Origin of the sequence: Stenotrophomonas indicatrix (assembly GCF_050573115.1) — a bacterium.
Taxonomy (GTDB): domain Bacteria; phylum Pseudomonadota; class Gammaproteobacteria; order Xanthomonadales; family Xanthomonadaceae; genus Stenotrophomonas; species Stenotrophomonas lactitubi_A.
Window position 1 is genome coordinate 218,159 of record NZ_JBNYZT010000008.1, and the last position, 26,480, is coordinate 244,638.

Genomic DNA, 26,480 nt, shown 5'->3' on the forward strand with positions numbered 1-26,480 from the left:
GCAACGATTCAGATCGGCGTCGCCGCCGCTTTTTCCCGCCCGTTGTCCACGTTCGTGACGGAGTGATTCGCACGCCTCCCGGCGATGACTGATTCTCAGCGCTTTTCACTGGCTGGGAAAGGGGGCGCTGATGGAGACGCAGGACAGGCCGCAGGAGCGGCATTTTTCACACTACCGCATCGGTACAGTGCTGGGCGAAGGGGGTTTCGGCCGGGTCCATTCCGCATGGGACGAGCGCCTCGCGCGCGATGTGGCCATCAAGTTCGCTGTATCCGGCCCGCAAGGCAGCGCTGGCCTGCGCAACGAGGCGCAGCATCTGGCCGCGCAGCAGCATCGTGCGTTCGTTGCCGTGCACGCGCTGGAAGAGCATCGCGGGGAGCTGGCACTGGTCATGGAGCGCGTGCACGGCAGTACGCTGGCCCAGATCCTGAAGCTGCAGGGGAGTCTGGCGCAGGCGCGGGTGATCGATCTTGGTACGCAAGCAGCCGAAGCGCTGGCAGTAGCGCATGACCAAGGTTGGGCGCACGGCGACCTGAAGCCTTCCAACCTGATGCTGGCCGCAGAAGAACGGCTGCGCATTCTCGATTTCGGCGCAGCCGACACCCTCGATCCGCTGCAGACGGTACAGGCGGTTCCTGCAGGCAATGCCGGTGGAACGCTGCGCTATCTCGCGCCCGAGCGCCTGCTGGGGGCACGGGCGAGCGCAGCAGCCGACATCTATTCACTGGGGCTGGTGCTGTTCGAGGCACTGGGTGGTCCTGCCACCGGCGAGGACGAGGACGAGGCCTCGTGGCCGGTACTGCATCAACGCTTGTATGGCGATCGCAGGGGACGGCAGTTGCCGGCCCGCTTCGAGCCGGCGCTACGCGAACTGATCGAGCGCATGACCCGCCACCGCGCGCAGGATCGTCCGCCGACCATGCTGCAGGTGCATGAACGCCTGCGGCAGCTGCGGGCCGACGGCGATCGCGCCACCACGGCCTGCGGTCGTCGCTGGCGCATGGCGGCGCGGGTGGTCGTACTCACGATGGCGTTGTTCATCAGCCACGATCACGCACTTGATGCCGATGCCGAACCACGCGAGATCCTGCCGGGTGCGCAGCAGGCCGACCCGGTTTCCACGGCCGAGCGCCTGCTCGCGGACTTCGATACGCCCGGCGCGCTGGCCCAGGCCACGGCCGTGTTGGAAGGCACACTTGCCCGGGACAGTGGCGATGCCACTGCGGCAGCTGTGCTGGCCATCGTGTATTGCCTGCGCTATGCGGGTGACGAACGGGACGAAGTGTGGCTCGACCGTGCACGCCAGGCCGCTGCGCTGGCCGAGCAGCAGGAGCCGCAACTGGCGGTCGTGCAGTCTTCGCGTGGTTGGGTCGAGGAATACCTCGGTAACAAAGCTGGAGCCGAGCAACACTATCGGCGCTCGCTCGCATTGGATCCTGGCGGTCGATACGCCCTGCTGGGTCTGGCACGCCTCTATGCGGCGTGGAACCGCAGTGCAGAGGCGCGCACGCTGCTGGATGAAGCCATCACCCGCCATCCGACCGAACGCTGGTTCCATGACACCCTGGGCGGGCTGCTCTATCAGCAGAACGACCTGCAGGGAGCCGAGCGCGCACTGCGCAGGAGCATCGCACTCAAGCCCGATGGCGTACAGGCCTATGTCAGCCTCAGCGGCGTGCTGCTGCGCGCCGAGCGCAGCGAAGCGGCGCTGCAGGTGCTGCAGCAAGGCCTGCGTCACGGCAGCAACGGTCGTCTGTATGGAAACCTCGGTACCGTGCTGTTCGCGCGTGGCGACTACGTGGAGGCCGCCAATGCGTTCGAGCGGGCGATCTCGCAGGCCAGTGGCAGTCCCAACGACTACCTGAAGTGGGCCAACTTGGGCGACGCGCTGCGTTGGTTGCCAGGACGCGAAGAGCAGGCGCGCACGGCCCACACACGCGCACTGCAGATGACCACCGAGCTCCTGCAGCGCAGCCCTGGCAGCGCCACACTGGCCAGTCGCAGCGCGGTCTATGCCGCACGCGTCGGTCAGCTGCCCCTGGCCCGGCAGCGGATGGCCAACGTGCTGGCCACGGGCGCCGACAGCGCCGACATCCGCTTCCGCGCCGCGATCGTGGCCGAGCTGACAGGTGACCGCAGCCAGGCGCTGCAACATCTGCAGCGCGCTTTCGCCCAAGGCTATCCGCCGAATATGATCGCCAGCGAGCCGGACTTTCTGGCTCTGCGCCGGGATCGGCGCTATCACCAGATCATTACAGAGGAAGTTCAGTGAGCGCGAATGACTTGGAAGCGGATGCTGCGATCATCCGGGTGAGTTTCGATATCGAGCAGATCAGTTCGGATCTGGTGTGGCGCGCTGCAGAGGTGAAGAGCAACCGCGATCTATTTGCTGCTGTCGGTCGTTTCGCCGGGGCGGTGCACCTGCGCCAGGACGACGCGGTCACGGTGCAGGTCACCGCCTACGGCGATGAAGACGCGCTGGTCACCATCAACGTCATCGACGCGATGCTTTATACGGTGCCGCATACCTCCGGCGGTGTCTTCTGCGCACCGTCCCCGTTCTCCAAGGTGCGCGCGACCACCCCGGTCGGGCAGTGGTCTCCGGCCGAGATCCATCGGTGCCACGAGCGCAAGCTGAAGCTGGCAGTACAGACGTCGTTGGCACCGTTGCAGGTCGTGGAAACAGACGGACGCTGGAAACTGTCGTTGATCATCACCGTGCTGATCGAACGATACGTCGGCGGCCAGAAGATCAGCGAGATTCGGGTGTTTTCCTTCGATCCGGAAGCTGAAGTGGGTTCGGGCACCGAACCGCCTACGGAAACCGGCCCGTCCTCCAGCTCACGCGGATGATGTAGTGCACCGCCATGTTGCGTGCGCGGGTTTCGTGGGCGCTGGTGCGTGCCGAGAGCGGGTCGGAGGTCGGGGTATTCGGCAAGGGTGGTTCGCACGCCGGTCCCTTGTCGCCTGACAGGGCTTTCTTCCCGGGCGCGTCATAGCCGTGCTGATGAACCTGCAGCGCATCGAGCTGGAGTGATCCCACCCCGGCATAGCTGCCCGTGCCGTCGGCATGGGTGCGTGTGCCCGTGTCCGGGTCTGCACCGGCACCGTTGTCGACCCCGCGCACGAACAGGCCGCGCAGGTCAGGCAGGCGGAAGACCCCGCGAGTGGGGTCTCCGCCATGCAGGGTGCCAATCACTGCGTACAGTTCTGGATATTTCCAACACAGCAGTTCGCGACCGTCGCAGACCATCCAGCCCATCGCCTCCAGCAGCGTGCCTGGGTGCCCGGCGGCTCCGGGCGCGGACAGCACGTCGGCTTGCGAGGGTGCCGGCCAGGCGGGGTTGGAAGACGATGCCAGACAGGCAACATCCCCCATGTACAGGCACACCCCGCCAATCGGAACCTCGACGATCATGGCGCTTCCAGGAAGCCGGGCAGTGCGTCCCCATCCTGCAGAACGCTCAGGTCGGTAGGCAGCGTCAACGACCAGGGTTCGCGTGAGGGTGGTGGCAGCGGCGCGGCATCCACTGATTTCAGGGCGTCGGCCAGATCGAGGTAGCGCTGCGTGGAAGGCAGCCTGGAATGGCCATCGTCCAGCGTGCTCTCGAAGACCGGTGCCATCGAATCGTGTCCATTCCAGACCATGCCTGAGGCGAGGAAGTACAGAACGGAACGTTCGTATTCGGCCGACACCGGAATCAGTACCCGCGCACAACGGGCCTGCAGGAACGCCGTGAATGGCGCCACCTGTTCGTCCAGGGACAGGGCTGCTTCGGGATGATCGATCAGCGTGTAGCTCATCTGCGGCCATTCAAGCGCGGCATCCAGCCAGAGATGGAGCGCAGGTGCCAGGCGCCCGCAGTCGGCGTACTCGTCACTGGTGCGCGCGGCCAGCTGCAGCAGGCTTGCCTGGCCGGCGCGCTTCAGTGATTGGCGGATGATGCGTTGTTGCGATTGTGGATCCATTCGGGCCCCGGGACCGACGCCCGCCGCCTGCAGGTAATCGGATTGGCTGCGTCCATATGCGGCCAGCACCTGGCCATACACGCCTGCTTTCCACGCCAGGAGATGGGCGGGGAGGCAGGCAAGGCTGACTTCGATGTTGAGCCCGTAGCATGGCTCCGAAGGCAGGGTGCCCGGCGGCGGAGCAAGCGAGACGGGGAGGCAGCGGGTCTGCCCGTCCAGCGTGACGGTGAGCGTGCTGGCCGGGTCGCCCAGCAGGAAACCGGCGGCGCCGATGCAGCCGCCAATCTGCAGGCCGGGCTGGAGTGTGGCCAGTGACAGCGTCGCAGTCGTGGCGGCATAACCTTCAGGCAGCGTCATGCGCTGGCTGGTCAATGCAGCCCCACCTTCCATGGTCGCACAGGCATAGGCGGTGGCTGCGGGCGGCTGTTGCTTCAGCTCCACACCGTAACGGGCGCACAGCGTGACGTAGTAGCACTCGCTGCTGGGATCCAACGAAACGTCCTGCGCACTCAGGAGGCCAAGCTGCGCCGGAGGAAGGGGTTCTTCCCACTGCGTTCCCAGCTGTTGCCGTTGCGCAGCGATCAGCTGCGCGGCCGGCTGCGGTACGAAATATTCCAGCATGACCCGGCGTCCGACGCGTTCGATCCAGCACTGGTAGTGCGCATCAAGCCAGCGGTAGATGCCGCGTTGATTCTGGTCGCGACCGCGTCGGTTGAAGCACTGCGAGATTTCGTTGCGGCGGGCGTGGTGGCGGCGCTGCAGGCGCTGCTCGGTCAACTGGCTGGACAGTCGCTGCGCACCGCGCTGGGTGAGCTGCCGAACCAGGTGGCGATCCTGGTCCAACGTCTCGCGTGCCGGTGCGTCCCCCACCGGAGCGACCGTGTACGAACCGGTCTGCCTGCTTTCGGTAGGGGGCCCATACTGGGTTACGTAGTCGATCTGGAAATGCTCGCGCACGGCGGCGCTGACCTGCGAATCCAGGGTCAGGCGGCATCCTTCCTGGTGACCTTCCTGCACATCGTCCTGGTGCTCGTGCGAAGTGTGCTGCGACTCCGTGGTCAGCAGGTCATGGCGTGAGCGCACCTTTTTCTCATCGGCCATCACGTTCTCGATATGGCTGATCGCGCCCAGTCCATAGCCCAGCAGCCTGCGCTTGACCTGGCACAGCTCACCGATGGCGTACGGCAGCAGGGTGACCGTCGGCGCGGTGGCACCATCGCCTTCGGCGACGGCCGGTAGCGGGAACACCGGCTCGGGCAGCACCAGCGTCGCGTGCAGGCACTCGTGCAGACGCTGCGGCGTCCACGGGGCGCCATCCAGGTTCGCGCCAATCAGCGCCAGGCGTTGCAGGAGGCCGGCCGAGCGGATGCAGGCGGTCAGCGCCTCCATCGTTGCCGTCGTGTAGCTTGCAAGACAGCTGAGGGCGAACACGTTCTGCCATGCGCGATCAAGGCGCTCGGCGAATTCGATTGATTGGAGGATATGGGCGACATCCTGCCAGGGCATGCCCCAAAGTCGGGAAGCCAGTGCGGTCAATCCCTGCACAGTGGCCGGGTGTTGCTCTTGCGCTTCATGCGCGAATCGCTCCAGCGCGGAGAAGCCTGGCACGAGGTGCCCCGGGTCAGGCATATGCTGACCCTGGTAGGGCGGCTGATCCTGCAGGAAGGCCAGCGCCTGGTCGAGCATCTTCTGCCGTGCTCCGGGGGCGCTGCGGTCGACGGCAGCCAGGCGGCAATACAGGCGTGGGTCGTCCGGGCTGCAGTCCGCGCAGGTGTAGAACACGAAGCGAGCCGACAGCGTCTGCGGTGCCGCCGCCGGCCAGTTGTTCAGATGGATGTAGGGGAACAGATCACCTGTCTGCTCGATCAGGATCTCGCCGGTCTGCTGCGCGCTCACCTCCGGCGGCGGCACCGGCGGTGGCGGCGGTGGAACCGGCTGCGCTCCTGCCAGTTCAACGTCGCTGACGCTGCCCTCGGGACAGCGCAGGCGGACCAGCAGCAACCGGCCGGTCTCCGGGTCGAAATCCACCAGGCCACCCATGCGCATGTGAGGGTCGTATTCGCTGCGGGCATCGAACACCAGTTCGGTATCCGATCGTCCCAGCACCTTCCTGGCCATCAACTGCCCTCGCCAGCTGACGTCCACCTGGCAGGCACGGGCATCCTCGGTCAGTGTCCAGGCAATGCAGACATCCCATTGGTGGTAGCGCCCGGACCTGTCGAACTCCGCCGTGGGCAGGGCGGCGCTCATGCTGCCTGTCCTGAAATCTGTGCCTCGGCGGTGAAGCCACCCGGGTAGTGCGCATCCAGCAGCCAGAGTTGCAGGACGCCGTGGTCATCGGCGCGCAGCACGAACCTGCCGCGGAGCAAGGTCGTACCGGACTGGCCATCCAGCAGCGAGTAGGGAACCTGCACCCGCTCGGGACTGGACATCGCCGTGTACAGGATGATCCCGCTGTCGCCCGGGGGTATCAGGGAGCGGTCCAACACCTGCAGCGCGACGCTGAAAGTTCCGGATCTGATGCAGTCCCAGTAGACGCAGATGCTGGCATTGCCGTCGGGCATCCAGGCCTTGGAGGGAAGTGAAGATGCATGTGAGGAAAGGCTGTTGGGCATGATGGCAGGCTCGCTGGAGGGGACTGCAGTGCGGAAACGGGACGGAGCGAACTCCGTCCCGTAGGGGGTCAGGCCTTGCTCAGGGCATATCCCTTCCACTTCGAACCGGTCACCGTCAGCGCGTCACCCTCCAGCACTTCGGTCTGGGTGATGCTGATTTCCTCCTGCACCAGGCGCTGGCCCTTGTACGTGAACTGGGACACGACCGCGACGTACAGGCTTGCACGCACGTCCTCCATGAACAGCCCGCCCGGCCAGATGATCTGGGGCTCATAGATCGCATCCTGGCCACGCAGGATCGAGGCTTCCACGCCGATGCTGAAGTTGTTCTTGACCCGGACTTCGTTCAGTACCAGGTCGTTGAACGTCTGGTTGATGACCGCCCCATTGGCCAGCCGATCCTGCGACATCACGCTGTCGATGGTGAAGGCCGCCGAGGTCTCGGCGAAGGACACCGGCTTTGCCGAGGTGTCGAGGTTGTCCGGGCGGTTGGGATCGTTCGAGTAACGCGCGTGCAGGCTGAAGTCGTCGGGCAGGGCGACGATGGAAGTGCCGCCCGGCGGCGGTGCTGCGATCTGCCAGGCGATGGTGGCCAGGGTCGGGTTGTACACCGGCTTCTGGAAAATGGCCAGGCGAATGGTTTCGGCGGTGTTGTTGACCAGTACGATATTCGACATGAGCTGATTCCTTTTCCTTGGTTGAGTGAAAGTGAGGTGCGTCTGCGCCTCAGGAGTTCCATTTTCAATTTCCATGCCAACTTTCCAGACCGCCCAGACAGGGGGTTTATGCAGATAACTGCGTTCCGCAGGCGTGTCGATAATGTCGGCCGACACGTCCGACATGCCGGAAACTGCGATCCTACCCGCAGTCGTTGCTGCTGACCTCGGTTACGATCCGCAACTTGGAAGAACGGGGGCGGAGACATGGGGTCGAACAGACAGGATCGGGAAGCCACGCTGGAAGCGCCTGCCGAAGTGCTGGCAGCGCAGCCGCAGAAGCTGTTGGGTCTTACCGTGTTGTGGCATCCGAATCGCAAGCGCATCGGCGAACAGGCAGTACTGATGTTCGAGGGTGACCAGTGCGAGGTGCACCGCACGGCGCCCGATTTCCAGCGAGCGGGCAGCGACGTGGGTCAGGCGCTGGATCACCAGGGAATTTCACGTACACCAATCCGGTTCCTGCGCAACGCCGATGGCAGCATCACCTTGCATAACAGTGCCAGCCGCATGCATTTCGAGGTGGACGGCAACGTTGTTGCTGCCTGTGCTGCATCGGAGGGGCTGCTGCTTGGCGTGCAGCAGCTCGCCAATGGCGTGGTGCTGCGGCTGGGAAGCAGCGTACTGCTCTGCCTCGGCCATGTCGGGCTGCTGCCATCTCCGCAGCGGGACAGCGCGCTTGCGGGTGTCGGCCGGGCGATGGCGCGGGTGCGGTCGGCCATTGCCCAGGTGGCGGCCACCCGGTTGCCGGTGCTGATCCTCGGCGAGACGGGGACGGGCAAGGAGCTGGCTGCGCAGGCCATCCATGCCGCCAGTAAGCGGGAAGGGCAGGCAATGGTGAGCGTGAACATGGCGACGCTGGGTGAATCGCTTGCGGCAGCCGATCTGTTTGGTGCCTGCAAGGGCGCCTATACGGGCGCGCTGGGGGCACGCAAGGGCCTGTTTGCCGAGGCGCACGGTGGCACCCTGTTCCTGGATGAGATCGGCGATACGCCCGCACAGGTGCAGCCGATGCTGCTGCGCGCGCTTGAAACCGGGGAGTACCGCCCACTGGGAAGTGCGCGCACCGAACGGGCGGACGTACGCCTGATCGCAGCCACCGACAGAGACCTGTCGTCGGCCGGCTTCAACCAACCCCTGCTGCGTCGGCTGGAGGCCTACGTCATTCCAATTCCGCCTCTGCGCGAGAGGCGCGAGGACATCGGAGTACTGATCGCACACGGGCTGTCACGCTTCGGCGGCATCGACACGCCGGTACCCGAACTGCCGGTTTCGGTCATCCAGGCGCTGTGCCTGCACGACTGGCCTGGCAACGTGCGGCAACTGCAACATCTCCTGCAGCGCCTGGTACTGGCCCTGCAGGTGGGCGATCCATTGGAACTGCCAGGATTCGAGCCTTCGCCTGCATCGCCGTCCGATGCCCCTCGCGTGCCGCCCGCAGAGGCTGCGAACAAGGCGACGGCGGCGCGCTACCGCATGCCGGCCTCGGTGAGCGAAGCGGAAATGTTTGAAGCACTGGAAGCGCATCAATGGTGCGTGCGCAAGGCTGCCGAGCATCTTTCCCTGTCACGGCCTTCTTTCTACGCCCTGCTGTATGCCTCACCGGCAATCCGCCGTGTTGAAACCATCCCGTTTGATGAAATAGATGCAGTGGTGCGCAGTGCCCCTGGCGATCCCGCCTACTGGGCATCGCAACTGCGGACGCCACGTGAAACGCTACGGCGGCATGTGCAGCAGCTGGGCCTGCTGACGCGCTAGCGCGCCGCACAGGCGCTTGGCACGGATCATGCGTTAAGCCCGGTTGACAGGTAACGGACCTGTCTCAACCACACAAGGGGCAAGCACATGATACGTATCGACTTCGTCGGTCGCGGGCTCGTTTTGTCTGCGATCCTGCTGTTGAACGCCTGCAGCACGCTGCCGACGCCACCCTCACTCTCACCCCCACCGTTACCGCCACCGCCGGCTTCCACATCGGAGAAGGAGATGGCGGTCAGTGTCATCGATCCTGGCAGGCTGGTGATCCATACCCTGCCCATCGGCGCAGGCAACTGCCAGATAGCCCAGTGCCCGACAGGCAACAAGCTCATCATCATGGACTGCGGCTCGGGCGGTGCCGGCAGCCAGAACTGGAGTGCAGATGACGCCCGCACGTATCTCCATGGCCTGGTGAACGCCTCCACCGAGATCGCGGTGACGGTCAGCCATCCGCATGTCGATCACTACCGCTACCTGCCGCGCGTGCTGGACGTTCTTCCGGTACGCAACCTGTACATCTCCCGCCAGCTGTCCAGCTACAACGCGGATTTCCGCAACTGGGCCCATCAGCAGCAGGTGCACGCAGGCATGAATGTCATCGCCTATCCCGGGTTCTACGCCTCGACCACGCCCGAGGCTGCACTGGGCTGCTGGGCACCGAATGGACATGGCGGACTGAACAGCGAGGCGCAAAGCTACATCCTCGGGGTGAACACCGGCACCGGTGCGAACGAAGGCAGCATGGTGGTGGCCATGCGCTATGGCAACTTCCGGACAACCTTCACTGGCGACATGACCGCTGCCACCGAAGCGCAGCTGCATGTACCCGCCGGCCTGGGCACCCTGCGCAGCAACGTGCTGACCAGCCCGCACCATGGCAGCGAAAGCCATGGCAGCAACAGCACCACCTGGGCCGCCTCCACACAGCCGGAGCTGGTGCTGTTCAGTGCAGGAACCCGCTTCCACCATCCCCGGTGTTCGGCGGTGGCGGTCTACTGGGGTTACGTGGGCGCAAACAGTCCCGGCCACACTTTCCATTGTGGCGACAATGGCGGATGGACGAACGTGACCAACACGCGCAATGTCCTGACCACTGATTCCAATGGTCTGATCCGGGTGGATGCCGCTTCGGACGGTACCTTCAACTTCAGTTGGGGACTGTAGCGGCACCCGCGTTGCCCTGCGCTGTGCGATCAGCCGTGGCGATCTCGCAGCGCAGGGCGGCTCCTATACCCAGGGATAGCTGGGCAATCCGTCAGGGTAGTGATGCTTTCCCAAGGCGCAATGGCGGTATGGGCGGGCAGATGCAAGAATTCCGCACGTCGAAATCACCCCGCCGCATCACCGGAAGATCACCGCTTCCATCCGCTGCTGACCGGCGCGCACCGCGCCGTCATTCCTTCAACGCAATCGCCGCCAGCCAGCGCGCCGCACACCGGCGCTGCATCGCGCTGGGCGTGCGCCTGCGCCACCTTCCCCCTGCACCCTGGATCTGCCCATGAACACTCCACCTACGCTTATTGCCTTGGCGATCGGCACCGCTCTCGTTGCACCGCTGCACGCCGCAGAGTCGACCGACGCGGCCCACGACACCCCCACCACCCTGAACGCGCTGCAGGTCATCGCCACGCCGCGCGGTGCCGCTGTCGCGCCCACCCAGGTGGTCGGCCCCAACCGCTACGTCATCAATGCCACCGACCTGGATGCGATGGTGTCCGGCAACAACGGCCTGTCGATGCTGAAGAACGTCCCGGGCGCCAGCTATACCGCCACCGACGGTCTCGGTCTGGACATCTCCGCTACCAGCCTGTTCGTGCGCGGTTTCCGCATGAATGAAATGGGCATCACCTTCGAAGGCGTGCCGCTGAACGACAACGGCTTCCTCTCGCTCACCGGCACCAGCGTGGTCAACGTCGGCGTGCCCGATGGCATCGGCTCGATCACGGTCAGCCCGGGCGGTGCGCCGGTCAGCGTGTTCTCCAGCAGCGTCAACGGTGGCAGCCTGGAGTACCGCCTGCGCGACCTGCAGGACACGCCCAGCCTGCGCATCAAACAGGGCGTAGGCAGCAACAACACCCTGGTCACCACGGTGTCAGGCCAGAGCGGCCAGCTGGGCGAGCACGGCCCGAAGCTGCTGGTTGACCTGCAGCGCGTGTCGGCCGACAAGTACCAGGGCGCGGGCACGCAGAAGTTCCTGCGCGGCGACCTGAAGGCCCAGCAGGATGTGGCATGGGGTGACTTCACCGTGTTCCTGTCCGACAGCAAGGCCGCGGTGTGGGGCTACAACAACATCTCCTTCGACATGATCCGCAAGTTGGGCTGGAAGGCCGACAGCTTCTATCCGGACTATGCGTGGGCATACTACGTGGCCTCGCCGGAGAACGCCGACAAATCCTGCGGCGCTTACACCTGCGGTGAGTTGTCCGAGTTGATTCCCTACGACACCGGTCAGGTGACCCGCGACCGCGTCGCATCGATCAACCACCGTTTCCAGATCACGCCCGCGCTCAGCGGCAACGTGCAGCTGTACAACGCCAACAGCCATACCCAGGCGACCCTGACCGACCCGACCGTGCGGTCGCCCAACGGCGCACCCTTCTCCGAACAGGTGCAGACACCGCGCCTCAACCGTCTGGGCGGCATGTTCAACCTGCAGTTCGAGACCGGCGCGCACACCATCACCACCGGGCTCTGGCAGGAGAAGAGCAAGGCGGCCGCGAAGACCGAGTGGTACCAGCAGCCGCTGCTGGGCGAAGGCAAGCCATTGAAGGCCACCGGGCCGTTCGATGTGTACGGCCCGGCGTTCCAGACCGACAACGCGTCGAGCTGGGTGACCCGTTCACGGCAGTTCTACCTGCATGACAACTACGCTGTCACCGACACGCTGGTGCTGGGGCTGGGCTTCAAGGCGGTGGACTTCAGCACCACCGGCGGTGGCATCGGCGACGCACCGGAGCGCCCGGTGTTCGGCACGCTGCGTGCGAAGAGCAGCTTCCTGCCGCACGTGTCGCTGTACTGGAGCCCGACCGAGAAGACCGACGCCTTCATCGACCTGGCCAACACCATGAACGGCTATCGCGTGGCCCAGCGCGGCAACATCGGCTACACCGCATCGGCATGGACCATCACTGACCAGGAAGAGTTCGACCGCGTGGCTGGCACCCTGCGGCCGGAGAAGAACTGGAACCTGACGGTGGGCGCCAGCCATCGCTTCGACCGGCTGACGGTGACGGCGGACGTGTTCTACAACGACATCCGCAACCGCCTGCTGTCAGCGGCGATCGGCACCCAGTTCGCACAGATCAATACGGTGCGGCTGATGCCGAAGATGCACGTGATCGGCGCCGACCTCGGCATCACCGCCGACCTGACCGATCATCTGCAGTTCTACCAAGGCATCGCACTGGCGCGCTCGTACTACGACAGCGATTTCGTGGTGGGCGATACCGTGTACCCGATCAAGGGCAATGCACAGCCGGGCTATCCGCAGCTGTCGCTGGTCAGCGACCTGTCCGCGCACTTCGGCGGCTGGCGCTTCGGTGCCACCAGCACCTCGTACCTGCGCCAGCCCTTCACCTATGAAAACGACATCCGGGTGCCGACGTTCTGGCAGGTCAACGCATACACGGCCTACAAGCTGGGGGCGGACAGCCTGCTGCCGGGGCTGGAGCTGCGGCTGGACGTGAGCAACCTGTTCAACCGCAACAACATCGGCACCGCCACCATCGCCGGCTCCTCGTTCTCGGGCGACTACCAGACCCTGCAGCGCAGCGCCCCACGGCAGGTGATGTTCAGCACCTCGATGTCGTTCTGAACTGCGGAACGGGCTCTGACCCCAGTAGATCCACGCCATGCGTGGATGCACTTGGCGGCTCCTCGGCGCCTGCCACGACCGGGGTCGGATCCCTTTGCCATGCAAAGGGCTCCGACCCCACCCGCTGGTTGCACAATCTGCACTGATTTCGTGGCACCAACGCAAGGTTCCCACAATGTTGCTGGGTCATCCTGTAGGCATGGCACAGCACAACCCCCGTTTCCCTCCAGTCCGCAGGCGCACCCACGGACGTGCGCGTCCGGTGCCGTTCGCAGCACCGACGGTCGACCTGGAGGCCGAGTACCAGTTCTGGCAGGTCTATGACCGCGTGGTCCGGCCCCTGCCCGGGGGCGGTTTCCGCCTGGCTTGGCTGGTGCTGCAGACCGTGTACCGGGCGCGGGCGCGCTATCCCGACGACACCCACAAGCTCGCGCTGTCACGCGTGCTGTTCGGCGCGAACATGACCGCCGACCGCGCCGCCGAGCTGGAGGAGCTGTATGGGCTGGTCAGCCGCCGGCTGGCGGCGGTGGCAGTGCGCGGCAAGGATTCTCTCCGCAGGCTGGCGCCCTGATCCGTCCCGCATCACCCATCACGCGCGCCAACATCTCCGTCAGCTGACCTTGCAGGGCATGCAGATCCGTCCCACGCCGCCGGCACCCGCGCGCAGGTCAGGGTCGAAGAACTCCTCCTGGCTACGGATCTGCCCGCAGCGGCTGCAGACCTTCTTTTCCTTCGACTCCAGCCCCTGCACCTGCTCGATCACCTGATCGACCGCTGCCGAGCGAATCTCGGTGCCGGCCACTTCAATCAGGCGATAGAGCCGGTCGGACAGCGTCTGCACCGGGTCGCTGCCGAGGTTGAAGCGGTTGATGCGCAGGAAGCGATAGCCGTAGCTCTCCAGCGTGAGCTGGCGCTCGACATCGGCCTCGACCAGATAGCGCTCGTGGTTGCCCACATGCACCGGCTTGTCGCGGCGGAAATGGAACTCGAAGCCGTCGTACTCGATCACGATCTGCAGCGCGCCGCGCACGGTCTGCACGGTCACCAGGAAGTCCACGCGCCAGGCCGGATGTTGGTAGGTCGGGTCAAGCTGGCGCAGATAGTCGCCCACCGGGAACTGGGGAATGATCTCCACCGCATCGCCATGCGCGAGCACGAACGGCGTCTGCTGCAGCCACTGCAGCACCTTCGATTCCATCGGGCTGCGCGCGTCGGTCTGCGCGGCGTCGGGCGCAGGGCGGTCCAGCTGGCTCGCGTAGTAACGCAGGGCATTGCCGATTGCGCCGCGGAACGCATCCACCGGCATCGAATGGACGAACCAGATCGCCTCCTGCGCACGGGAGAAGCCGACATTCAGACGCTGCACCTTCAGCTTGTCCTCCACCGCATCCACCGCGCCGGTCAGGCTGACCGGGAAGATGTAGTTCAGCGCATCCTGGCCGGCGGTCGCCACCATCGAATAGAAGATCAGCCCGCGCTCCTCACCCTGGCAGGAGTCGACCGTCATCACTTTCAGGCGAAGCCGCTCTTCGAACTCGCGGCCGCGCGGATGATTGAACAGCGCCTTGGACAACAGCGTCTGCTGCTCGCGGAACGGCGTGATGATGCCTACCGTAGGCGGCGCGTCGGTATCGAGCAGTTCGACCAGGCGCTCGGCGATGAAGGCCGCTTCGGCGTCGTTGGTGCTGCGGCTGGTGCGGTGCCCGCTGGCATCGACCTGGCTGAAGCGGATCACTTCCTGCAGCGGCCGGCTGCGGATCTTCAGTGCCTGCAGCTGGTGGTTGTAGAAGGTGGAGGACGAGAACCCGATCAGTTCCGCATAGCTGCGGAAGTGCTTGCGCAGCATCACCGAGTACGAGGCCGAGAGCGAACAGAATTCCAGCACCGAGCGTTTCACATCGAACATGGCCAACCGTTCCAGCACGTCGGCCTGCTGGCTGACGTTGGCGCGGAAGTAGTTGACCAGGTCCGAGCGGTACTTGTCGTTCAGCGCGATGCTGGCGTTGGCTGCCTTGACGTTGGAGAACTGCTTGGAGTCGCCCAGCACCACCACCTTGCGCGCACGCAGCAGCGCCGGCAGCGCCTGCGCCACCGACACCTGCGAGCCTTCATCGATCACCAGCACGTCGAACAGGTCCGGTGCCAGCGGCATGTACTCGCCGAACTCGCGGATGCTGGCGATCATCACCGGGAACGACTCGCGCACGCTCTCGAACTTGTCCACCGGGAACTTCTGCCGGTTGGCAATCACGCCAGCCAACGCCCGCGCGTCTGCGCGGTGATGGTCCATGAAGCTGATCAGGCGCCCATCCACGTGGGCATTCATCACCGAGGTGTTCAGGCGCTCCAGCTTGGTCTTGGTGCCCACATAGTCGTATTGCGGCGCATCGACGAAGGCCTTGCGCGTGGCCATCCAGCCCTGCAGGAAGCGCAGGGTCAGCGCCCACAGCGCGGGGTCGTCCTTCGGCTCGGCCAGAAGGGTCTCGACGATGGCCGGGTTGAGCCGCGCCAGCAGGGTCATCGCCTGCCGTGCAACCGCTGCACCCGGTCCCGGCGCGGCGCCGTGGGCAATCTGTCGATAGCTGGCCGGTAGCTGCGTGCCCAGGCCTTCGGCCTCCAGCTTCATGCGCAGCGCGTTTGCGCCCTGCACGATGGCCTGCAGCGCCGCTGCATCGTGCTTGAGCAGCAGCGGGCGGGTGGTGCCCAGCTGGTTGAGCTGTAGTTCCAGCCCGCGTACCGCATTGCCGCGCAGCAGATAGCCCAGCACCGGCATCTTCAGCTGCTGGTACTGCAGCAGGAGCGTGCCCAGCAGCCGTACCTGGTCGGCATCCAGCGATTCGAACAGCTCCCAGCCGTCAACCGGTCGGTCAGCGAGGAAGGCCGTTGTCACCGCATCGCGGCGGATGCGCTCGTCCAGCGACGCCGGGGTGTAGTCGGTGCTGCCGAACAGATCGGCAAGATAGGCCTCAAGCACGTCGGCCTGTGCAGTCACCGCTTCCAGCTCGGCCAGCACGTTGGCATCCATCACCGCATGCACCTGCTGCAATACCGCAGGTGCGCGTTCGCCCAGTTCCGCCTCCTGCTCGTGCATGGTCTTCACGGCCGCAAGCGAGACACGCCCCAGTGTCTGCACGGTGCTGGAGATGGCCTGGCGCAGGGTCTGCGCCGTGTCCTGGCGCTCGCTTTCGAGTGCGGGCTGGTTGGCCTTCATGGCCTTGGCGAAGGCCGAAATCTGGCTGATGGTGCCGGTAGAAGTCAGGCGTTTGAAGTTGGCTGCCTGCTGGCCTAGCCGCAGGATCGGGTTGGGGAAATCACGATCGTGGCGAACCCGGCTCATCGCATCGGACAGCTTGTCGTACACCACGTCCAGCGCTTCGGTCTTGTCCGACAGCACCAGGCAGCTCTTCTTGTTGAAGGCACAGTCGGCGGCAATGGCGGTGATGGTGTGCGACTTGCCGGTACCGGGTGGCCCTTCGACCACCACGATCCGCCCCTGCGGCTCGCGCACGGCCAGCAGAATCTTGCGCTGTTCCTCGTTCAACGGAATGGGCGAATCGAACACCATGCGTTCGACCAGCGGCAGCGCATCCCAGGCCGATTCCACCCGTTCCCCGATCGGCTCGGGGTTGCGCATCAGCACACCTTCCACCATGCCGTGGAACAGGTCCACCAGCTTCGACCCGCCATTGCGGGCCTGGTCGATGATCTCCTCGAAATCATTCAGCAGCGCCTCGTCGGCGCGCTCGAACGCAGCCAGGTGCAGCGCAGGCGACAGCGCAACGGTGGCGGTGGAGGCCTCGCTGGCGGACGAGGACAGCGAGACGTCGCCGCCCAGATCCACCGCGTTGGCCACCTGCCGGAACAGCGACGCGGCCATCTCGAACAGGCTCTGTGCCGGATCGAGGTACTGAATGCGCTCCTGGATCGGCGACACCCACTCGCGCGCCATGTCCACGGCCAGCTCCTGCAGCACGAAGTCGATCGCGCGGCGGTTGGCGAACAGGCGGTTGCTGAGGGTCAGGGTGTAACCGGACCCATCCTTGGCCCGCACCACGTCCAGCGGCAGATAGAACACCGGGTACTGCACGCCCGCATACTTGAGCGTGCCCACGTAGAGATACAGCTGCAGACCATCGCCGGTGGCGACATAGGTTTCCAGGTCGCGGAACTCATGGAAGGCATCGGCCGCCACGAAGTTCTCGAAGAACGCCATCAACGCACTGATCGTGCCCTCGCGGGTCAGCTGGTGCTCACAGGCCAGCTGCAGCGGCAGCTCGTCGCCGGTGGCCAGCAGGCGCGCCAGCACCTCCGGCAGCGTCTGGTACAGATCGACAACGGAACGGGTGACCAGGTCCGATTCCGCCGCATGCAGCGAATCCATCACCCAGTACGCCTGGCCCTGCAGCGGGCCGGCCAGATGCGCGATCAGCGGCCGCACCACCTGCGCGCACATCGCATCCACCAGGCTGCCCTGCACCGATTCCACCCAGGCTTCCGGGTCTTCCAATGCACCGGCCATGCTGGCGCGCGCCGTGTCCAGCACGGCCACGCGCACCGTGGCGATGGCGGTCTCGGTGATGGCGTTCACCTGCTCTTCGACAATCCGGCGCAGCGTCGCGCTGATCGGCCGGGTATAGCTGCGCGGGCCGATGGTGAGCGAAAGCTCCTCGCCGGAGGGCCGGCTGAGCAGCTTCCACAGCTCCTTGTCCAACGCCGGATACGGCGCGGTGCGCATGCCTGCGCGGAAGCCGGAATCGCTCGTAAGCACGATGCGGCGCCGCGGTGCCTGCGCGCGCTTGAAATCGGACTCGAGGAAATCACGGAAGTACTGCGAGATCCGCACCGCGATTTCGCGCATCTTCGTTTCACCCAGTGGCCCGCCGCCGGTTGCCGCAGGTGTCAGCGGAGTGGATGCATCGGAGGTCGGCAGGTGCGGCGGCTGGGGAGTGCTCATGAATGGCTGGGCGGGCACCTGGCGAGGCAGGCACCGCTAGGGACTGGGCCCTGCATGGTCGCACGCGTCGCCCGTGGCGGGGAGGGGGCCAGCGCCCTCCTGTACCGACGGCAGGATCATGTGTGCCGTCAGCGATCGCCAGAACAGCGACTCGTCGTAGCTGTCAAAGTCGGTCCGGACCAGAATCGGCGACGGCAGACCCTGCGCGCGCAGACGCAGGCGAATGCTGGCCACTTCTTCGCTCAACCCCATGCCGAACAGCACCAGCTGCACCTTCGCATCGCGCAGCACGAATGATTCCTGCAGACGCGTGCCGAGACCGGCCGCCAGGAACGTTCCCACCAGATCGTAGTTGCGCCACTCCAGCACCGACAGGCCGCTGTCCACGCTGTAGATTGATTCCATGCGTATCAGGCCGCGCCGTCCTATCGTCCGTGATATCCGCTGACGGGCGGCCTCCTGCCCGCCCATGATGAGCATCCTGAGCAAACCGCATCTCCTTGTGTATGGGCTCGCGGAAATGGTCAGGGCGCAGGTGGCATCGCAGATATCAGATGAATCTGATTCCTTCGTGCATGCAGCAGCGTGCTAGGTACCTGGCTTGCCCCGATCCAGCTGCCGGTAGCCGATGGCCTCGGCCAGGTGCGCGGTCTGGATGGTCTCGCTTTCGGCAAGATCGGCAATGGTGCGTGCTACGCGCAGGATGCGATGCATCGCCCGCGCCGAAAGTTGCAGGCGCTCGATGGCGTGTTCCAGAAGGTCCTGGTCGGCTTCGCTCAAGCGCGTGCAGGCACGCAGGGCGGCAGGCGGCAGGTGTGCGTTGAGGCCGCCACGCGCCTGCTGCCGCGCGTGCGCCGCTTCCACCCGCGAGCGCACGCTGGCGCTGGGCTCGCCCAGCGGTGTGCTTTCGCGCAGCTCCACCGCATCCATGCGACTCACGTTGATGTGCAGGTCGATGCGGTCCAGCAACGGGCCGGATACTCGTGCGCGGTAGCGGGTGATGCGTTCGTCGCTGCACAGGCAGCGGTTGCTGCGGTCGCCGGCCCAGCCGCAGGGGCATGGGTTCATCGCCGCCACAAGTTGGAAGCGCGCGGGATAGACCACGCTGCGCGCCGCGCGGGAAATGCGGATGTGGCCCGACTCCAGCGGCTCGCGCAGGGTTTCCAGCGCACTGCGGTTCCACTCGGGCAGCTCATCCAGGAACAGCACGCCGTGATGCGCCAGCGAGATCTCGCCGGGGCAGGGCGGATTGCCGCCACCCACCAAGGCCGCCGCACTCGCACTGTGGTGCGGCGCCCGAAACGGCCGCTGCCGCCAGCGCTTCGGGTCCAGCCCTTCGCCGCTGACCGAGGTGATGGCCGCCAACTGCAGCGCATCGATCTCTTCAGAATCCGGTAGCAGGCTGGGCAGGCGCGAGGCCAGCAGCGTCTTGCCGCAGCCGGGGCTGCCGATCAGCAGCAGATGATGGCCACCGGCCGCCGCCACTTCCAGCGCCCGGCGCGCGAGCGCCTGACCGCGCACATCGGCCAGATCGGGCAGTGGCAATGGTGTGGTGTCCACGCGTTCCACCTGTGGCAGCAAGCGTGGATTGCCCAGCCCGGCGCAGCATTCCAGCAGAGTGCGCGCCACCCGCACATCGGCGTGCTGGGCGAGGGCGGCTTCGGCGGCGTTGCCGGGTGGCACGATCAGGATGCGCCCCGCTTCGGCGGCGGCAATGGCGGCGGGCAGCGCGCCGGACACCGGTCGTAGTTCACCGGTCAGACCCAGCTCACCGAGGAACTCGTACTGCAGCAGCGACTGCGGATCGACCTGACCGCTGGCGGCGAGGATGCCCAAGGCAATCGCCAGATCGTAGCGTCCGCCTTCCTTGGGCAGGTCGGCCGGGGCGAGGTTCAAGGTGATGCGCCGCTGCGGAAAATCGAAGCGCGCGCAGAGCAGGGCGGCACGCACGCGCTCGCGCGACTCACGCACGCTGGTCTCTGCCAGGCCGACAATCTGGGTAACCGGCAGACCGCCAGAGAGATGTACCTCGATGCGCACCAGCGGGGCGTCGACCCCGGCGCGGGCACGGCTGTGGACCAGCGCCAGGCTCATGTGTGGTTTCCTGCGGACAGACGCTCGATGGTGCGGTCGGCGGTCTGCGGGTGCTATCGGGGCTTGCAGGTGATGCGCCTAGGTGGATTCTGGCCCGCAGGCCACGCCCACGCGTAATGCGCTGCCGTATGACCCAACAAACTACGTGTTGACAAGGTGGAACGAGCGTTCTACCTTGGCGCCATGGACAAGCCCATGACCGACACCAAGCAGAAGATCCTGGCAACGGTCGAAGCGCTGATCTATCAGAACGGTATCCATGCCACGGGCATGGACCTGCTGGTGAAGACCTCCGGCGTCGCCCGCAAGAGCATCTACCGTCATTTCGAAAACAAGGACGAGGTCGCAGCCGCTGCATTGAGTGCGCGCGACGTGCGTTGGCTCGACTGGTTCATGCAGGAATGCAACAAGGCCGATGGCCCCGAAGAACGCATCCTGCGCATGTTCACCGTGCTCAAGGGGTGGTTCCAGTCGGAAGGCTACCGCGGCTGTGCGTTCATCAACACCGCAGGCGAAGTCGGAAATCCCGATGATCCGATCAGGGTGATCGCCAAGCACCATAAACGGAAACTGCTCGACTACACGCTTGAGCTCACAGGCCAGCTGGACATCAAGCAGCCGGCCACTCTGGCACGGCAACTGCTGGTGCTGGTGGAAGGCGCAATCACCATATCGCGCGTAATGGGCGACTACGACGCCGCAGACAATGCAAGAGACGTCGCGCAGTTGCTGCTGAAACAGGCCACGCGTTAGCGCCCGGGCGACACCGAATCCGTTGAAGCAACCCGTTCATCCATTTTGACTGGAGGTCACACCGTGTCCGCTGCTGAAACCCGTCCCCCGCTTCCCCCCTTCACCCTTGAATCGGCGATCCAGAAGGTTCGCCTTGCCGAAGATGGTTGGAACACCCGCGATGCCGACAAGGTCGCGCTTGCCTACTCGCTCGACACCACGTGGCGTAATCGTGCCGAGTTTACCGACGGTCGGGAGGAAGCCCGGCAGTTCCTTGCGCGCAAATGGAAGAAGGAGCTGGAGTACCGCCTGATCAAGGAACTATGGGCCTTTACCGGGAACCGTATCGCCGTGCGCTATGCGTACGAATGGCGCGACGATTCCGGCAACTGGTTCCGCTCGTATGGAAACGAGAACTGGGAATTCGGGGCGGATGGTTTGATGGTGCGTCGCTTCTCGTGCATCAACGACATGCCCATCAAGGAAAGCGAGCGCAAGTTCCACTGGCCGCTGGGGCGTCGCCCGTATGATCATCCAGGGCTGTCCGATCTGGGCATGTAAGCTTGCTGGGTCTGTCGCAGCGGCTTGATCCAGCGCACGCCCAGCTCGCGAGGGTGCTGATCTTGGCCGCAAGCGGCTGCGCAGCAGCCATCACGTAGTGGGTCGCCAATGGAGAAAGCCGCGCGCGAAGGCTTCTTTGGCCTGCTCAAACGCGAGCGGATCTATCGAACGAACTACACCCCACTGGATGCGGCACGAGCGGATGTGTTTGACGACATCGAGCGACTCCCCCATCCATGCGGCGAAGGATCGTCCAGCTAGATCGGAAGTTTGCAGCCCTTCTACAACCGTCCGTGATTTCGGGGTAGAACCCCACCCACCTACTCGGAGATCGGCCGCAGGCCATCTATTTCGAGGATTCCGCTGAACAACGTCGCGGGATTACACAACTAAGTGCCCAGCTTCCCGCTAACGGAATAGAGAGGCTCCAACAGCCATTCATAGAGTTTGCGGCGCTCGCCCATGATGTCGGCTTCCAGCTGCATGCCAGGACGAAGTGGTTCCGTCTTACCGTAAGCCAGCACTCCCTGTTGATCCAACGAGACCAGGACTCGATACAGGGACCGCTTTGCATCGCCGTCCTTCTGGGATCCCGTCAGCGCGCTGCGAGAGATGCGGATGACCGTTCCTTCGTGGGCTCCAAACTTCTGGTAAGGATAAGCTTGATAGCGCAGGAGAACTCGGTCGCCTGATTTGACGAACCCAATGGCCGAACTGGGCACCAGCAGCTGTGCTCTAAGCTCGGACCCCTTGGGAAGCAGGCTGAGAATGGGCTGTCCCGGCTGCACCGCCTGGCCTGCCTCGACGAGTCGATTTGCCACCAATCCCGTTACCGGTGCTCGAAGCAGCAGCTCTCCGTCGGCCTCCATCCGGACGGTCTCCTGACTCAATGCAGCCAGATCACGTTCAGAAGCCGCCTTGGCGGAGAGCCTCTGATGGGGAATTTCTGCAAGCCGCTGTTCCAGTTCGGCCAAGTTCCGCCGAATTGAGGTCGCTTGGCGTTGAAGCGCTTGTTGTGCGTTGACCGCCTCGAGCATCGATTGCTCTTGTTGGTTGATCTGAACCAGGCTTACGTAGCGCTCAACCTCGACGCTCCGATATCGGGCGAGGGTCTCGCGACCAATTCGCACCTGCTCGCCGCGGGTGTGGATCTCTGCCTCGATCTGCGAAAGCTCGCGCAGCAGCGCAGTGCGTTGGGCCTTCGCACCCTCCTGCTGTGCTGAGAGCTGCCTGTCCTGAAATCCGCTCATCGCCTCCACACTGGTCATACGGGAGCGTTGTGCCTCAAGCAAGGTCGACACGGCATCCTGTCCTGAGGAGGTGACCCGCGGCACGTTGATCGTCAGCAGCCCGTCCTGGCGTTGGACGTGATCCCCTTCTTCAATATCCAGTCTCGCAACCACACCTGCCGACGGAGCGACCACAGTGGAAAGCCCGAGATCGGGCACAAGCTCACCCAAAACCCTCGATCTGCGTGAATACTCGGCCAAGCAAAGGAAGCTGACGATGGCCAAGGCAGCCATCGCTGCGAACACCGCCAGAATCCAGAAGCGGAGCGGTTGCGCCAGGGATACTCCACCAAGCCAACTTCGCCGCTGGGCATCGATGGCTTCTTTGCGGAATAGGCCACTCATGCCGGGACCTCCTCGACGCCACCTTGTGCCGCCTCCATGGAGCTTGACGCGTTCTGCGTCAGGACGCGTGCCACAGCACCGGCGTGCATGATCAGCACCCGGTCGGCACTGGCGATGGTCTCTGGGCGATGGGCGATGATCACCCGGGTCAGCTCAAGCCGCCCGACGGCTTCATTCACCAGCCTTTCCCGCTCAACATCCAGATGGCTGGTTGCCTCGTCCAGGAAGAGCAACCGGGGCTCGCGATACAGCGCGCGTGCGAGGATCACCCGCTGCTTCTGACCGCCAGAGAGGGTCGTCCCCATGTCGCCGATCAGGCTGTTGTAGCCCATGGGCATCGCTGCGATATCGTCATGCACGGCGGCCAACTGTGCGGCTTCACGCACCCTGGCTTCATCATGGTGATCGTCTTCGAAGGCGATGTTCTCGCTGACACTTCCCGCGAAGAGCTGGTCATCCTGCATCACCGCGCCGACCATGCGGCGATACTCGCTTACGCTGATCTTTGACAGAGGCACGCCTCCGATGCGGATCTCACCTTCCGTCGGCTGGAGAAGGCCAAGGAGTATCTTGACCAGTGTGGTCTTTCCGCAGCCGGATTGGCCGATGATGGCGACGGATTCACCAGGATCCACCACAAAGCTGCAGTTCCTCAGCACCCATGGTTCTCCTGGGGCATAGCGGAAGCCAAGCCCTTCGACCTCAATTCGGATGCCGTCCGGCGACAGAGCGCTGGTGCTGGAAGTGAGGCTCTCTGGTTCGGCGAGAACAATGTCGGAGAGTCGTTCGCCGTGCAGGCGAAGCATGCGGAATTCCACCCACTTGTCGATCAACGCTCCCACCCGCTGTGAAAACTGGTCTTTGTAGGCGAGGTAAGCAATCAGCATGCCGACGGAGAACACGTTTTCCATCGCCAGTAGTGCACCCAGCCAAATAGCCGCAACGCGCTCCAGCCCAAACAGCAAGTGATTGGCGCCACCGAAGCTCAGCCCAAACTTCGAGAGCCAAACGTCTTGATTGACCGTTTCGTTCATAAGGTTGAAGTAGCCTGCTTGGCGAACGGATTCTCGGCCGGCGACCTTTACCGATTGAACTCCGCGAATGGACTCAAGCAGATGGCTCTCTTGGCGTGCACCGGCGATCAATTGCTTCTCTGTGCCTCGCCGGAGGGGCGCGAAGGCACAGGCACGCGCGACTGCATACAGAGCAACCGCAAGCAGCGTGACCAGCGCAAGCTTCCAGCTGTAGAGCAGCATCATTCCCAGCGTAATAATCGCCATTAGGCCATCAATAAGCGCCTCTACGAAGCTTGTCGTCAATGTCTGCTGGATGGATTGGACGCTTCCCATCCGTGAGGTGACATCACCTAGATGGCGCTTCTCAAAGAAGTCCAAGGGCAAATGCAGCAGGTGCCGGAAGACGTTCCCGGTCCATTGGAGGTTAAGCCGGTTCGACAGGTAGATGACCGCTCGGCCTCGGATCTGCCCGATGCAGACCTGCAGCAGCAGCGCCAAGGCAAACCCCGTGCCCAGTACGGTCAGCAAGTCTCTGTCATGGGCAATGAGCGCTTGGTCGACGGTCCATTGCATGAAGAATGGTGCTATCAGGACGAACACCTGAAGAGCAAGGGACAGGAGCAGCAGCAAGCCAAAGGCCTGCCAGAGCCCGTCGATCCTTCCTGTCAGCTGTGCAAGCGAGACGGCCGGCGGGCGAGGGGTAGCCCGGAACTCGGCAGTTGGATGCAACTCCAGAGCGATTCCAGTGAAGTGCCTTGAGACTTCCTCCAAGGAAAGCTTGCGCTTGCCAAAGGCCGGATCCAGAACGGTAACGCCATTGCGATGCACCTTGTTGATCACGACGAAGTGATTGAGGTCCCAGTGCGCGATGCAAGGCAGTAGAAGTTGGCTCAAGTGCTCCAGGTCTAGGCGTAGTGGGCGGCAGCGAAAGCCGAGCGCTCCCCCGATTTCAATAATTTGAGCCAGAGTCGCACCCTTAAGAGAAAGGGCATGGCGGCGACGGAGTTCTCGGAGTCCAATCTTGTTGCCATGATGTGATGCAACCATGGCCAAGCATGCAAGTCCGCATTCCGCCGCTTCGGATTGAGTGACGGCGTCAATAAACTAAGATCTTCAGAAAGTGTGAAAGGAGGATTTGAAAGTCCTTGTTGTACCACTGCTGTAGCAGATGCACACGGCGCATGGTCTCTAGCGGATAAGGCTGTCGGCCACGACGCCCAGCACCCAAGTAGTGCGGGTCAACGAATGCCTACAACCCCTCCCATGGCACTACCTGCTCTACTTCGGCAAAGAAGATCGCGCGCCGGGTCGGCTTGCTCTGGCGCAATCCATCAGGCTGCAGGCGAGCGGCCGGCACCACCGGCAGAGCATCCCTCTGTGTACACCGGCGCAAGAGCTGAAGAAAGTAGAAGGGCTGCGAAAGCTGGTCCATTTTTCTATTGCGCTTTTACACGAAATTAATTGTCAGGTGGGCGAACCTTTCTCTGCTCTGTAGCTGCCACAAGTGCCCCATAAGCAAGTGAGCCTACCACTACAGAGATCAGTCCCGTGCTCCATATATTTCTAGAGCCAATTATTGCCCAGATAATTATGGCCCCGGCGCCCCAGGTCATGAGGAAGTTCAGAGAATTGATAGACCACCGCAAGCCGAAGTGATGCTGAAGTTGATCCACACCAATGGATCGGCCAACCTTCTTTAATAGCCATAGTGCAAGTAATGGTTTCGGATAAATCATGCAGTCTATTCCTCTTGCTATGAATTCTTTCAGTCAGGTGCCGTCGATTTTCACGGCGGCACCCTTGAGAATTATCTTTCTCTTTTCGTAACTGGAACGGGCTTGCGATAGCCGGTAATCGCACCCGCTACCAGGCCGACAGCAAAGCCAATAGGGCCACCCATCAAGCCACCAGCAGCAGCCCCCACCGCCATATCTCGAAACTGCTGGTGACTCTCTGGAGTGTAAATGCTTGCTCCTTGATTTCCGCCGCTAACCTCGATTACTTCTGCATGTGTCAGATTACGCATTATGGAACTCCTAGTTAGATTGCGCAGATCCCCGCGCCCGGGGTCGAGATTTTTTTGACAAATCCCCAGGAAAAGCTTCTGTTTTCCATCAGTGAATCGGGTCTTCGACGCCCGGCCACCCTGTTGACGGTGGCGCTATTAGAGTTCCCTGATGTTGTTGCAAAAGCCAAGGGGTTGGGGCAATGCCGTCAAAACCCGGGATGTCTTTGGCGTTGTTGCATAGGGGGGGGCATTTCATGAGCCCTTGCGGGACATCGCATCCGGCGGGCATGGGCCGCTTCGTCAGGTTCTTCCGGTAGAGGATTCAGTGCGTGGCAAATACGACATTGCTTGCCCGGCGAGGAAGTTCAGGTGCCCATGCGATGTTGAATCACCCCGGTTTCTGTAGACACCCCGAAGCTTCATTGTGAATGCTGCTTTTCGAACTCCACCGGAGACAGCCCGTTGTTGTGTCCTTTCTGTCGTCTGGTGTTGTAGAACATCTCGATGCAGTTGAAGACGTAGGACTTTGCTTCCTTGCGTGTCACGTTGATCCGGCGTTTGAAGCGCTCGCGCTTGAGAAGTTGGAAGAAGTTCTCGGCGAGCGAGGCC

General features: G+C 63.8%; 18 protein-coding genes and 3 pseudogenes. 9 read left to right on the plus strand and 12 right to left on the minus strand.

Going from position 1 to position 26,480, the window contains the following annotated elements:
• Nucleotides 1-130: 130 nt before the first annotated feature.
• Nucleotides 131-2,272 carry a protein kinase domain-containing protein gene (locus tag ACQ5SA_RS18305; protein ID WP_353098957.1) on the plus strand — a complete coding sequence of 714 codons (2,142 nt, stop codon included), beginning with the start codon at nucleotides 131-133 and terminating at the stop codon, nucleotides 2,270-2,272.
• Nucleotides 2,269-2,853: a hypothetical protein gene (locus tag ACQ5SA_RS18310; RefSeq protein WP_353098956.1), complete on the plus strand. Its 585-nt coding sequence runs from the start codon at nucleotides 2,269-2,271 to the stop codon at nucleotides 2,851-2,853. Before ACQ5SA_RS18305 ends, ACQ5SA_RS18310 begins: the two co-directional genes overlap by 4 nt.
• Here the strand turns inward: ACQ5SA_RS18310 and ACQ5SA_RS18315 are convergent.
• The 4 genes from ACQ5SA_RS18315 to ACQ5SA_RS18330 all read right to left on the minus strand — a co-directional run bounded on the left by ACQ5SA_RS18315 (nucleotide 2,816) and on the right by ACQ5SA_RS18330 (nucleotide 7,261).
• Nucleotides 2,816-3,418, minus strand: a complete 603-nt coding sequence (locus ACQ5SA_RS18315) for a tail fiber protein (protein ID WP_499315448.1) — start codon at nucleotides 3,416-3,418, stop codon at nucleotides 2,816-2,818. The genes ACQ5SA_RS18310 and ACQ5SA_RS18315 overlap by 38 nt on opposite strands.
• Nucleotides 3,415-6,219, minus strand: coding sequence for a hypothetical protein (locus tag ACQ5SA_RS18320; RefSeq protein ID WP_499315450.1), 2,805 nt, complete (start codon nucleotides 6,217-6,219; stop codon nucleotides 3,415-3,417). Before ACQ5SA_RS18320 ends, ACQ5SA_RS18315 begins: the two co-directional genes overlap by 4 nt.
• Nucleotides 6,216-6,533, minus strand: coding sequence for a hypothetical protein (locus tag ACQ5SA_RS18325; protein WP_499315452.1), 318 nt, complete (start codon nucleotides 6,531-6,533; stop codon nucleotides 6,216-6,218). The genes ACQ5SA_RS18320 and ACQ5SA_RS18325 overlap by 4 nt, the downstream gene beginning before the upstream one ends.
• Nucleotides 6,534-6,652: 119 nt before the next feature.
• Complete coding sequence (locus tag ACQ5SA_RS18330; protein ID WP_353098952.1) at nucleotides 6,653-7,261, minus strand: hypothetical protein; 609 nt, start codon at nucleotides 7,259-7,261, stop codon at nucleotides 6,653-6,655.
• 246 nt (nucleotides 7,262-7,507) lie between these two features.
• Here ACQ5SA_RS18330 and ACQ5SA_RS18335 point away from each other — a divergent pair, with 246 nt between their 5' ends.
• From ACQ5SA_RS18335 to ACQ5SA_RS18350, 4 genes are all read left to right on the plus strand, one after another.
• Nucleotides 7,508-9,058 (plus strand): sigma 54-interacting transcriptional regulator, encoded by a 1,551-nt coding sequence (locus ACQ5SA_RS18335; protein ID WP_499315453.1) that lies wholly within the window; start codon nucleotides 7,508-7,510, stop codon nucleotides 9,056-9,058.
• A 228-nt stretch (nucleotides 9,059-9,286) separates the two neighbouring features.
• Nucleotides 9,287-10,222, plus strand: a complete 936-nt coding sequence (locus tag ACQ5SA_RS18340) for a ComEC/Rec2 family competence protein (RefSeq protein WP_499315455.1) — start codon at nucleotides 9,287-9,289, stop codon at nucleotides 10,220-10,222.
• Nucleotides 10,223-10,556: 334 nt separating this feature from the next.
• Nucleotides 10,557-12,872, plus strand: coding sequence for a TonB-dependent receptor (locus ACQ5SA_RS18345; RefSeq protein ID WP_499315457.1), 2,316 nt, complete (start codon nucleotides 10,557-10,559; stop codon nucleotides 12,870-12,872).
• Between the two features lie 262 nt (nucleotides 12,873-13,134).
• Nucleotides 13,135-13,443, plus strand: coding sequence for a hypothetical protein (locus ACQ5SA_RS18350; protein ID WP_499315458.1), 309 nt, complete (start codon nucleotides 13,135-13,137; stop codon nucleotides 13,441-13,443).
• Nucleotides 13,444-13,482: 39 nt separating this feature from the next.
• Here ACQ5SA_RS18350 and ACQ5SA_RS18355 read toward each other — a convergent pair whose 3' ends face one another.
• The 3 genes from ACQ5SA_RS18355 to ACQ5SA_RS18365 all read right to left on the minus strand — a co-directional run bounded on the left by ACQ5SA_RS18355 (nucleotide 13,483) and on the right by ACQ5SA_RS18365 (nucleotide 19,920).
• Nucleotides 13,483-17,826, minus strand: coding sequence for an AAA domain-containing protein (locus tag ACQ5SA_RS18355; protein ID WP_499315460.1), 4,344 nt, complete (start codon nucleotides 17,824-17,826; stop codon nucleotides 13,483-13,485).
• A 36-nt stretch (nucleotides 17,827-17,862) separates the two neighbouring features.
• Nucleotides 17,863-18,315, minus strand: a complete 453-nt coding sequence (locus tag ACQ5SA_RS18360; protein ID WP_499315462.1) for a hypothetical protein — start codon at nucleotides 18,313-18,315, stop codon at nucleotides 17,863-17,865.
• Nucleotides 18,316-18,414: 99 nt separating this feature from the next.
• Complete coding sequence (locus tag ACQ5SA_RS18365; protein WP_499315463.1) at nucleotides 18,415-19,920, minus strand: YifB family Mg chelatase-like AAA ATPase; 1,506 nt, start codon at nucleotides 19,918-19,920, stop codon at nucleotides 18,415-18,417.
• Between the two features lie 183 nt (nucleotides 19,921-20,103).
• On the opposite strand from ACQ5SA_RS18365, the gene ACQ5SA_RS18370 reads away from it, so the two are divergent.
• The 3 genes and pseudogenes from ACQ5SA_RS18370 to ACQ5SA_RS18380 form a co-directional block, all read left to right on the plus strand.
• Nucleotides 20,104-20,673 carry a TetR/AcrR family transcriptional regulator gene (locus ACQ5SA_RS18370; protein ID WP_180165154.1) on the plus strand — a complete coding sequence of 190 codons (570 nt, stop codon included), beginning with the start codon at nucleotides 20,104-20,106 and terminating at the stop codon, nucleotides 20,671-20,673.
• Nucleotides 20,674-20,736: 63 nt separating this feature from the next.
• Entirely contained in the window at nucleotides 20,737-21,213 is a 477-nt protein-coding gene (locus ACQ5SA_RS18375; protein ID WP_191077680.1) for a nuclear transport factor 2 family protein, read from the plus strand.
• Between the two features lie 111 nt (nucleotides 21,214-21,324).
• A pseudogene (locus tag ACQ5SA_RS18380) lies at nucleotides 21,325-21,521 on the plus strand (IS3 family transposase); the annotation flags it as partial.
• A gap of 81 nt (nucleotides 21,522-21,602) precedes the next feature.
• On the opposite strand, the gene ACQ5SA_RS18385 reads toward ACQ5SA_RS18380, so the two are convergent.
• From ACQ5SA_RS18385 to ACQ5SA_RS18405, 5 genes and pseudogenes are all read right to left on the minus strand, one after another.
• Entirely contained in the window at nucleotides 21,603-22,847 is a 1,245-nt protein-coding gene (locus ACQ5SA_RS18385; protein ID WP_488766788.1) for an HlyD family secretion protein, read from the minus strand.
• Nucleotides 22,844-24,964, minus strand: coding sequence for a peptidase domain-containing ABC transporter (locus ACQ5SA_RS18390; RefSeq protein ID WP_488766817.1), 2,121 nt, complete (start codon nucleotides 24,962-24,964; stop codon nucleotides 22,844-22,846). Before ACQ5SA_RS18390 ends, ACQ5SA_RS18385 begins: the two co-directional genes overlap by 4 nt.
• A 49-nt stretch (nucleotides 24,965-25,013) precedes the next feature.
• Nucleotides 25,014-25,220 (minus strand): annotated as a pseudogene (locus ACQ5SA_RS18395) (transposase); the annotation flags it as partial.
• Between the two features lie 450 nt (nucleotides 25,221-25,670).
• The gene (locus tag ACQ5SA_RS18400) at nucleotides 25,671-25,889 is read right to left on the minus strand and encodes a hypothetical protein (protein WP_488766790.1); all 219 of its coding nucleotides are present in this window, start codon (nucleotides 25,887-25,889) and stop codon (nucleotides 25,671-25,673) included.
• Nucleotides 25,890-26,290: 401 nt separating this feature from the next.
• Nucleotides 26,291-26,476: pseudogene (locus tag ACQ5SA_RS18405) on the minus strand (IS3 family transposase); the annotation flags it as partial.
• Between the last annotated feature and the right edge of the window lie 4 nt (nucleotides 26,477-26,480).

Bases quoted from the DNA above. Each gene is read 5' to 3' on its own strand.
- ACQ5SA_RS18305 (WP_353098957.1), top strand. From the start codon at position 131: ATGGAGACGCAGGACAGGCCGCAGGAGCGGCATTTTTCACACTACCGC.
- ACQ5SA_RS18315 (WP_499315448.1), bottom strand. From the start codon at position 3,418: ATGATCGTCGAGGTTCCGATTGGCGGGGTGTGCCTGTACATGGGGGAT.
- ACQ5SA_RS18320 (WP_499315450.1), bottom strand. From the start codon at position 6,219: ATGAGCGCCGCCCTGCCCACGGCGGAGTTCGACAGGTCCGGGCGCTAC.
- ACQ5SA_RS18325 (WP_499315452.1), bottom strand. From the start codon at position 6,533: ATGCCCGACGGCAATGCCAGCATCTGCGTCTACTGGGACTGCATCAGA.
- ACQ5SA_RS18330 (WP_353098952.1), bottom strand. From the start codon at position 7,261: ATGTCGAATATCGTACTGGTCAACAACACCGCCGAAACCATTCGCCTG.
- ACQ5SA_RS18335 (WP_499315453.1), top strand. From the start codon at position 7,508: ATGGGGTCGAACAGACAGGATCGGGAAGCCACGCTGGAAGCGCCTGCC.
- ACQ5SA_RS18340 (WP_499315455.1), top strand. From the start codon at position 9,287: ATGGCGGTCAGTGTCATCGATCCTGGCAGGCTGGTGATCCATACCCTG.
- ACQ5SA_RS18345 (WP_499315457.1), top strand. From the start codon at position 10,557: ATGAACACTCCACCTACGCTTATTGCCTTGGCGATCGGCACCGCTCTC.
- ACQ5SA_RS18355 (WP_499315460.1), bottom strand. From the start codon at position 17,826: ATGAGCACTCCCCAGCCGCCGCACCTGCCGACCTCCGATGCATCCACT.
- ACQ5SA_RS18365 (WP_499315463.1), bottom strand. From the start codon at position 19,920: ATGAGCCTGGCGCTGGTCCACAGCCGTGCCCGCGCCGGGGTCGACGCC.
- ACQ5SA_RS18370 (WP_180165154.1), top strand. From the start codon at position 20,104: ATGGACAAGCCCATGACCGACACCAAGCAGAAGATCCTGGCAACGGTC.
- ACQ5SA_RS18385 (WP_488766788.1), bottom strand. From the start codon at position 22,847: ATGAGTGGCCTATTCCGCAAAGAAGCCATCGATGCCCAGCGGCGAAGT.
- ACQ5SA_RS18400 (WP_488766790.1), bottom strand. From the start codon at position 25,889: ATGCGTAATCTGACACATGCAGAAGTAATCGAGGTTAGCGGCGGAAAT.